The 8511-nt window shown below is 58.6% G+C and carries 7 protein-coding genes and 1 pseudogene; 3 read left to right on the forward strand and 5 right to left on the reverse strand.

Annotated features, from left to right (window positions below):
- The first annotated feature begins 268 nt into the window (after positions 1 to 268).
- Complete coding sequence (locus tag RA210_RS02300) at positions 269 to 481, forward strand: cold-shock protein (protein ID WP_201485251.1); 213 nt, start codon at positions 269 to 271, stop codon at positions 479 to 481.
- Positions 482 to 688: 207 nt separating this feature from the next.
- On the opposite strand, the gene RA210_RS02305 is transcribed toward RA210_RS02300, so the two are convergent.
- The 3 genes and pseudogenes from RA210_RS02305 to RA210_RS22130 form a co-directional block, all read right to left on the reverse strand.
- Complete coding sequence (locus RA210_RS02305; protein WP_201485252.1) at positions 689 to 1687, reverse strand: LLM class flavin-dependent oxidoreductase; 999 nt, start codon at positions 1685 to 1687, stop codon at positions 689 to 691.
- Between the two features lie 250 nt (positions 1688 to 1937).
- Complete coding sequence (locus RA210_RS02310; RefSeq protein ID WP_201485253.1) at positions 1938 to 3860, reverse strand: FAD-dependent monooxygenase; 1923 nt, start codon at positions 3858 to 3860, stop codon at positions 1938 to 1940.
- 51 nt (positions 3861 to 3911) lie between these two features.
- Positions 3912 to 4132 (reverse strand): annotated as a pseudogene (locus RA210_RS22130) (hypothetical protein); the annotation flags it as partial.
- A gap of 27 nt (positions 4133 to 4159) precedes the next feature.
- On the opposite strand from RA210_RS22130, the gene RA210_RS22045 reads away from it, so the two are divergent.
- Complete coding sequence (locus RA210_RS22045) at positions 4160 to 4327, forward strand: hypothetical protein (protein ID WP_328821100.1); 168 nt, start codon at positions 4160 to 4162, stop codon at positions 4325 to 4327.
- A gap of 157 nt (positions 4328 to 4484) precedes the next feature.
- Here the strand turns inward: RA210_RS22045 and RA210_RS02320 are convergent, their stop codons facing one another.
- Together RA210_RS02320 and RA210_RS02325 are read right to left on the reverse strand one after the other, a co-directional pair.
- On the reverse strand, positions 4485 to 5948 hold the full coding sequence (locus tag RA210_RS02320; protein ID WP_201485255.1) for an HNH endonuclease: 1464 nt from the start codon (positions 5946 to 5948) through the stop codon (positions 4485 to 4487).
- Positions 5949 to 6122: 174 nt separating this feature from the next.
- Positions 6123 to 7949: an ATP-binding protein gene (locus tag RA210_RS02325; protein WP_201485256.1), complete on the reverse strand. Its 1827-nt coding sequence runs from the start codon at positions 7947 to 7949 to the stop codon at positions 6123 to 6125.
- Between the two features lie 225 nt (positions 7950 to 8174).
- Here RA210_RS02325 and RA210_RS02330 point away from each other — a divergent pair.
- On the forward strand, positions 8175 to 8511 hold a 337-nt coding region (locus RA210_RS02330; protein ID WP_201485257.1), incomplete at its 3' end, for a helix-turn-helix domain-containing protein.

The raw sequence follows: 8511 nt of genomic DNA on the forward strand, positions 1-8511 counted from the left end.
ATTGAATGAAATCAACGGCTTGAGAATTGATTGCGGAATGATAATCTCGCCGACAGGCGATATTTCCCTTTCGGGAGGAATTTTATGAAAATAAAACTATACATTCTCAGGAAGTAGCGTATATTCGCCTCACTGCTTTGCGATTGCCACTTCGATACTCAGTTTGATGCTTCAACGCCTCATCTCCCTGGTTCGTTTTGCTATTAGCTTCTCAGTCTCGGCCTGAATGTTTCAGCGTCGCAGTCTTAATTTACCCTGGAGATACAGCATGTCTACTCGTCAAACTGGTACCGTCAAGTGGTTCAACGATGAAAAAGGTTTCGGCTTCATCACCCCGACTGATGGCAGCGCCGACCTGTTCGTTCACTACCGCTCGATCGAAAGCGCAGGCTTCAAAAGCCTGAGCGAAGGCCAATCCGTCTCTTTCGTGCCGACCAAAGGCCAGAAAGGGATGCAGGCTGATCAGGTTCAAGTCAACTAAGACGCCTGATTTAAAAAAAGCCCCGCAATGCGGGGCTTTTTTTCGTTTGGAATAATCTGAACCCTGCCGGGAAGAGCAGGATGGGCAGAACTTTCTGGAGCACGACCGACCGCCAGCCTGCACTTTGCTGGCGGTCAGCCCGGCAATTGAATCTGTCCCTTTGCTTGTGTGCCTTTATGTGTCGTCAGCCGAGGAAGGCCAGCGGCATCAGCGCAAGCCGGCGACGATCTCGAAGCTGCGCAGGCGGTGTTCGGGCTGGTAGATGTCGCCGGTGAAGATCAGCTCGTCGGCGCCGGTCTGCTCCAGCAGCACCTCCAGGCGGGCGCGCACCTTCTCCGGCCCACCGATCACCGCCAGGCCGAGGAAGTCGCCCACCGCCGCCTGCTCGCGCGGCAGCCAGCGGCCGGCCATGCTCTCGACAGGCGGACGCAGCACCAGGCTCTCGCCGCGCAGCAGCGCCAGCACGCGCTGGTAGGCGGTGGTGGCGAGGAACTCGGCTTCCTCGTCGCTGGGCGCGGCGATCAGCGGCACGCCGACCATGGCGTAGGGCTTGGCGAGCGCCGCCGAGGGCTGGAAGTTCTCGCGGTAGATGCGCAGCGCCTGGTGCAGGTAGCGCGGCGCGAAGTGCGCGGCGAAGGCGTAGGGCAGGCCCATCTGCGCCGCCAGCTGGGCGCTGAACAGGCTGGAGCCGAGCAGCCAGAGCGGCACGTTGCTGTCCACGCCGGGCATGGCGATCACCGTCTGCCCCGGCTGGCGCGGACCGAGCAGCATCTGCAGTTCGGCGACGTCCTCGGGGAAGTCGTCGGCGCTGCCGCTGCGCTCGCGGCGCAGGGCGCGGGCGGTCTGCGGATCGGCGCCCGGCGCGCGGCCGAGGCCCAGCTCGATGCGCCCCGGATAGAGCGCGGCGAGGGTGCCGAACTGCTCGGCCACCACCAGCGGCGCATGGTTGGGCAGCATGACCCCGCCGGAGCCCAGCTTCAGGGTCGAGGTGCCAGCGGCCAGATAACCGAGCAGCACGGCGGTCGCCGAACTGGCGATGCCCTCCATGTTGTGGTGCTCGGCCACCCAGAAGCGCGAGAAGCCGAGCCGCTCGGCGTGCTGCGCCAGCGCCAGCGAACGGCGCAGGGCCGGCCCCGGGCCGACGTCGTCGTCGCGCAGCGGCGCCAGGTCGAGGATGGAAAACGGGGTGGTGGACAGCTTGCTCATACAGCCTCCAGAAGTCGTCATGGCTTTATGGGGGCGGATGGGGCAAAGGCAAGGCTGGGAGAAGCGCAGGAATCAGGGACAGGCCACGGTTTCGCCAGCCGCAGGGTGGGCAACTGCCGCAGGCATTGCCCACCTTGGAGGTTGTGCCTGGCACCGCGGTAGAAAATCGCTGCGCGAGTTTTCTACCCTACCTGCGCGACACAGCCCGCTTTGCGCGGGCCGTGTCGTTATTGCAAACGGGCGAGCAGACCTACTTCAGCATGAACCCGGCAAAGAACTGGCTCAGCTCGGCATGGGCATCGAGCGGCAGGATGGTGGCGATGTGCTGGTCCGGACGTACCACCACCATGCAGCCCTGCGCACGGTCGATGCCGCGCTGGGTGAAGATGTCGTGCGCCGCGCTGGTCTGGAAGACCTTTTCGTAATCGCGCAGGCCGTACTTGCCCTTGGCCGGCCAGAGGAAGTCCGGCAGTGCGTCGATGGCCAGATCCTGCTGCTGGAACACCGCGTAGACATCGATCACCGCGTCGATATCCGCCCCGGCCGGGGTGTACTGCTTCACCGGCGAGCTGTCCGCGTTGGCCAGGAACTCGACCAGCCTGGCCGACTTGGAGGTCGCATCCAGCGGGCTGGGCGCATCGGCGAAGATGAAGATGCGCCAGCGGCCATCGGCCTTGTTCAGGTGCCCCAGATGCACCGGGCAACCATCCGCCACGCGCACGGCCTGGGCGGAATGGAAGCGCTGCCCGATCGGGAAGCCGGTCGCCAGCGCCTGGTGCTCATGCCCCGTGCACAGCCAGGACTCGTCGTAGCCGATCGAGGTGCCGGCGATGAAGCCGTTCTGCCGGGCGATGAACTTCTCGATCTCGGCGGTGCTGGTCTTCGCTGCGGTGGCGTCCTTGTTGGCGCGGGTGGCGACCAGCGCCGACATTTCGCGGTCGGCGTTGATCAGCATGAAGGCCACCTTGCGGCGCTCGGTCGCGTAGGTCTGCAGCAGCTTCGGCTGCGCCTTGCCCTGCAGCACCGCCGCCAGCTTCCAGCCCAGGTTGAAGGTGTCGGGCAGCGAAGTGTTCAGGCCCCAGCCGCCTTTCGGGCTGTGGGTATGGCAGGCGTCGCCGGCGACGAAGGCACGCGGAATCAGCTTGTCCGGGTTGCCCACCGGGGTATCGTCGAAGCGCTCGGCAACGCGCTGGCCGACTTCGTAGATGGACCACCAGGCGACTTCCTTCACGTCCACCTGGTACGGATTCATGATCAGCTTGGCCTTGGCGATGACGTCATCGACGGTCATGTTCAGCTGCGAAGCCCGCTGGTCCTTGCCTAGCAGGTCGAGCTCGACATACAGGCGCACCAGATAGCCGCCCTCGCGCGGCACCAGCATCACCGCGCCGTTGTCCTTCGACTGGATGAAGCTCTTCACCCGGATATCCGGGAAGTCCGTCGCCAGCAGCACATCCATCACGCCCCAGGCCTTGTTGGCCGAGTCGCCCTGCAGCTCGATCCCCAGGTTCTTGCGCACCGCACTGCGGGCGCCATCGCAACCCACCACATAGCGGGCCTTGATGGTTTCGACCTTGCCCGACTGGCCGGCATCGTTGCGCTCGAAGGTCGCGGTGATCGGATAGGTGTCCAGGTCCTGGGTCAGGCTCTGGTCAACGGTCAGCTCCAGCAGGCGGCGGTTGTAATGCGGCACCAGATGGGTGACCGAATGCGCCATGCCGTCGAGCAGGATGTCGTGCAGGCGCGCCTGGTTCACCACGCAGTGAGTGAACTCGGATAGCCCCAGCCGCGCATCCGGCACCTTGTGCGTGCGCTTGATGTGCTGCGGATTCTGCGCATCCGGCTCCCAGAAGGCGTTCTGGTGCAGTTGGTAGGCCTCCTTCGCCAGCAGCTCGCTGCTGTTGAAGGCCTCCATGATTTCCATGGTGCGACAGGAAATACCATCCGCCTGGCCAAACAGCATGGGCCCGGCCTTCTGCTCGACGATGCAGGTCCTGATATCGGCAAAATCCGCCAGCTGCCGCGCCAAGGCCAGGCCCGCCGGGCCACAGCCCACGATCAGCACATCGACCTCTTTCGGCAGATCGACCATCGGCGGCGGCGCTGCAGGCTCACGCGCCTCATCAGGAATCTGGTAGTTGCCGGGCTTGAAGCCGTTCAGATGGTATTGCATGAGCAGAATCCTCTTGTCGTTGTTGTCGACCGAGCGCACGTCAGGACGCCGTCACTCTGCGTCGACACTGAGCAACAGCTTAGGTCGACAAGAGAAACTGCTCTGTCCCCTGAAAATGGGGACAGGGGTGTGAAGTGGTTTGCCGGTCAGGCTGCTGCCGGGCTGCATGGGGTAGATCGGGTTGCCGTGGCGGTAGACCCGTTCGCCTTCCAACAAATGCAGGAACTCGGCGCCGGGTGGGAGAGGGGCGGGAACTCCTCGCTGGCGTCGTCCGCGATGAGCTGCTCAACCGCGTGCCGGTGATCCTGTGCAAGGAAGTCTACGCGACCGCCGCGCTGCTCAGTGCCAGCATCGAGGTGCTCGGCGAAGCGCTGGACTGGTCGCGTGTCTGGTTGCCCTGCTGGCCATCTCGGTGTGCTTCACCTTGCTCATGCTGTCGCTGCGCTACTGTTGGCATCTGCGTTTGAGCGTGGCCCAGCGAGGCAGAGGGGAGTTGTAGGGTGGGCAACTGCCGGAGGTATTGCCCACCTTGGGGCCGCGCCCTGCGTGGCGGTAGAAAATCGCTGCACGAGTTTTCTACCCTACTTGCTGATAGCCCAAGGGCTGGGCGCTCCTCCTCCAGTATTACCAGTTGCGATGGACGCGAGGTTTGGTCTGAGCAAGCTCGAAGAACAAGTCACCGTATTTGATTGTCAGCCGGATGCCAAACCGCTCATCAACCGTGACCAGTTGATCAGTGTGGGCGTAGGGCGGGTATGGTCCAAGACCAACCTGAGCACGTAGCGCTTCAGATGCTTCGCGGATAGTGGCCTCATCAAGCACGTCGCTAAGGAATGTGTCGTTGAAGCAGAAGCATAGTCCCCAAGTCATCCCCAACTCGTAGCCAAGCTTTACCCTGGCGCAATGCTGAAGCGCCTGAGCGATCTGCGCTTCAGTGATTTGGGATTTGATCGAAAATACCTCTGGGTGCACAGTCTCAGGCTCCGACCATTCACCGGCTTCAAGGCCTACATATCCAATCGGCTCCCATCCATTGGCCAGTTTCTCAAAGACTTGCGAGCAAGCCTCGACCTCTTTCCGCTCGAAGGTATTGGCGCTGTTGTGTGGGGTAATGGGTTTTCTCGCACTCAAGGTGCTTTCAGTACGGCAGAGCCCATCCTTGATGGTCACGTTTAAATGCCAATCGAGGTTGCTAGACCGGTGCGCTGTATAGTTGATGTCGAGGTAGACGGATTCCCCATCGACAAGGTTGAAGCGGTACAGGCCAACGATACGTCCTCTGGCCCACACAAACGGCTCGGCAATCTCGCCGGTTTCCGGATTGCGGGCAGTGATCTTCACATGGCCATCGTGAATCAGCCCTTCGCCGTCCCAGCCCCAGCGCTTTAGCAACTTTTGCCAAGAAGTAACGATCTGCACCGCGCGCCGCCGCTCTGCAGCAAACGACTCACGACGAAGGGGGGCTTCTGGTGCTGCGCCGGCCTGTGCAGCCGGCTTAGCCGCCGTTATCATCGGCTTGAGCTCAAATACCGATGGTGGAACAGGCATCTTGGTCCAGATCGAATCTTCAGAGGTGGGTACGCACTTGATGCCCTCAGTGAGGACTTCAAGTCTGATCTGCTCTTCATCGACATTGGGCCAATGCTTCCAGACGATAGCATCCAATCGCTTAACGCCCATCCAACCCACCAAATAACCCACGTCCGGCATCTTGATGGTGAGCTTTTGGGCGAACTCACGTACCAGCTTCATCTCAATGACTTTTTCAGCCGGGAACTCTGCTTGGAAGTCGTCAATTAACGTGCCATGTGTGCGGCAGAGCCATATTCCATTGGATATGTTGCTGATCTCATCAGGCGTCAATCCATCCTTTTTCCGAGGCCCGTTCTTAGACGCTGGGTAGATATGGGCAGCGACCGCAATACCTGCAGCCGCATCCTCCCCATCATCGTTAACGGTTGACGCAGTGGTCGGGGTCACGCAGTCACGATAGCTGCAATGAAAGCCTGCCCGCTTAGCCAACTCCAGCTTGGTTGCCGGTGAAAAGTTTATGCGCCTGCTCTTCTTCACTTCGCTGCTATTACTCATCGAGGTCAATCTCTGTGAACCGCTCAAAAAATTCCGGAGGATTTCTGATTTCGATGGCCCCCACGCTCCCGCGTGGGGGCCTGAACCCTGGACGCTCTGCGTCCAACCGCAGGAGCGGTCGTGTGGCGTACCCACGCGGGAGCGTGGGCACGATCAAACATTTTGGCTGGTGAGTTATATCAGCATCTCGCCGATTCTTCGGAACCAGCCAACCACTTCTCCTTGTGGGTCTCGCTCCTGAAGCATTGCAGCGGTCATACAAGGAAATGCTTTGTTTGCGAGATGCTTCTTGGCGGTTGAGTCCTTTAGTACGGCCCCGTGCCCTTGGTGGGCGGTATACGCTTCAGCGAATACCTTAGGTGTTGCCTTTCCTTCCGCGGGATGGTCGGTGACGGCAATCCTAAATCCAAATGCTTTAACTATGGCGTCGGGATGCAGGTAGCTTTCGATTTCATGCTTGCTAGTGATAGCACCCCACGAGCCATCAGTGCGAGCATTTACTTGCGCTACCGAATCCCGGTAGTCAGCAACATCACCATCATATATGTGAACCTCGGGCTTTTTCAAAGACTGTAGGTAGTGCCGGTTGACCCAGTGCTGAAGTGTTGCTCCGCCAAGTACCACAAATGCAATCCTTTCGTCGGTATCTAAATCAGGTAAGGTTGGATCCGTGGCGTTGGTGGCTTTGCTTAGGGCCTTGAGACAAGCAACGTCGTTAGGTCCTTCAACACAAAGAAGAACTTGAACTCGGCTGTCAGGTGTTACTCCAAGTGCATCAGCAACCGGACCAAAAGCGTCGGCGCCTAACAGTATGATCGGTTTTCCATCGGTCGAGTTGCGAGTCACAAAGCGAATGCTGTCACTAGGTAGCTTAGCGGCGAGTCCTGGGCTATGAGTCGTGAGAAGTACTTGGCAGCCAACTTCCTCGGAGAGAGTCTTAAATGATTCGATAAGCAGTCGCTGGTTGTTCGGGTGCTGGGCAGTCTCTGGCTCCTCGATTGCATAGATAATGTTGCGGCGGCTTCCTGATTTAAGTCGTCGCTCCGCCTCTGCTTTGAAGAAACTCACGAGAACTAAGCGTCGGACACCACTGCCTCTCTTGTTTAGGGGGATGCCAGAGTCTGTGTTGAGCCCTACAGAGAATAGACTTGTCCATTTTGCAGGGGTTGGTGCAGAGAACTCAGGGGTCAGTTCGTTAGCCAGATTTGAGTCAAGTGTTTTTAGCGCGTCGTGGGTTCTGTGCGCGATTTCCTCGGCTTTCTCCTGGACACGCCTCTGGATGTTGGTGATGTCATCCTGCACTTCTGCGATGGCCGCGGCTATCGCCGCTTTCATCGGGCTTTGCACTTCGTCATCGGAGTCACGGCTGCTCCGATCACTCTGGAATAGTGCAAATATAGGCAAATGGCTTTCGATTTGCTCCCAAATTTTTTTTGTGTCTTCTTTTGCTTTGCCTGCTGGGATAATGGTTTCTGCCAATGACAGGTCAGGGGCAGAGGCCCAAATTGCCTGCCTCATTCCCGGGTTTCCCTTAAGGGGGACGTCTAGTCCAAGCTCTTTGACTTTGGCTTGCAGTTCTTTTTCTTTGAGTTCAAGAAGATTGTTGAATCCGGCAGCCGTTGGGTGGTTGGCAATTATAAATACTTCTTCTGTTGGTTTTTTGTTGGCGCAGTTGAACGTTTTGAGGATTTTAAGTGTTCCGTCCTCTGTTAAGAGGTGCTCGTTAGCCAATGTCGTTTCGGCTCCTGCATCCAGGGTCATGGATGTTGGGAGGTCATCAAACTCGCAGCATATTTCGACGCGCTTGTCTTCTGATTTGACGTTAGCATCGCTAGGGTCGACAGATACAGTATCGTTGTTGAAGAATATTTCAAGGGCCTCAAGAATAGATGATTTTCCGATGTCGTTCTTGCCTATAATGGTCGTTAGTTCATCGAGAGGGATTTTTATTTTGTCTGCGTAGCAGCGGAAATTTTTTATGTAAACTGCTTTTAGTCTCATAGGTCCTTCTCCGAGAGCTGGCTTTTTGAAGTTGGTGTTTTGGGTGCTATTCGCTAGGGGATCCGGTCACGCGCGTTGTATAAAGGCCTTTGGCGGGCGATGTACGTATTGTGGTTAATCTCAAGCGAATCATGTGGAGAATCTTGCAAGTCCGTTTTGATCGATTATCTGTTGGCGGCGGCAAAAACTGAGTGCAACACCTGACCTTTCCGGTACGGTGTTGCCATGTCTTACCACGAACTCAGCATTGAAGAGCGCTCCAACATCCAGGTCGGTCTGCTGCGCGGCATGAGCCAGCGGGCCATTGCCCGAATGCTCAACCGCAGCCCCTCGACGATCAGTCGCGAGATCCGCCGTAACCGCAGTACTCAGGGCGACTACATCACCCAGCATGCCCAGCGAGCGATGCGTGAACGCCGCATGTCCTGCCGGCCCCGGCAAAAGCTGGTGCCCGGCAACGAGCTGTTCGAGCTGGTCGTCCACCTGCTGCGAAAACGCTTTTCTCCCGAGCAGATTGCCGGCAAGCTCCGCGCCATGGAATTTCCAAACTTCGAAGACGCCT

Source organism: Pseudomonas sp. OF001 (genome assembly GCF_904426495.1).
In the GTDB taxonomy this organism is placed as follows: domain Bacteria; phylum Pseudomonadota; class Gammaproteobacteria; order Pseudomonadales; family Pseudomonadaceae; genus Geopseudomonas.

Excerpts from the sequence above, each read along its gene's own strand:
- RA210_RS02300 (WP_201485251.1), top strand. The coding sequence starts at position 269 with ATGTCTACTCGTCAAACTGGTACCGTCAAGTGGTTCAACGATGAAAAA.
- RA210_RS02305 (WP_201485252.1), bottom strand. The coding sequence starts at position 1,687 with ATGAGCAAGCTGTCCACCACCCCGTTTTCCATCCTCGACCTGGCGCCG.
- RA210_RS02320 (WP_201485255.1), bottom strand. The coding sequence starts at position 5,948 with ATGAGTAATAGCAGCGAAGTGAAGAAGAGCAGGCGCATAAACTTTTCA.
- RA210_RS02310 (WP_201485253.1), bottom strand. The coding sequence starts at position 3,860 with ATGCAATACCATCTGAACGGCTTCAAGCCCGGCAACTACCAGATTCCT.
- RA210_RS02325 (WP_201485256.1), bottom strand. The coding sequence starts at position 7,949 with ATGAGACTAAAAGCAGTTTACATAAAAAATTTCCGCTGCTACGCAGAC.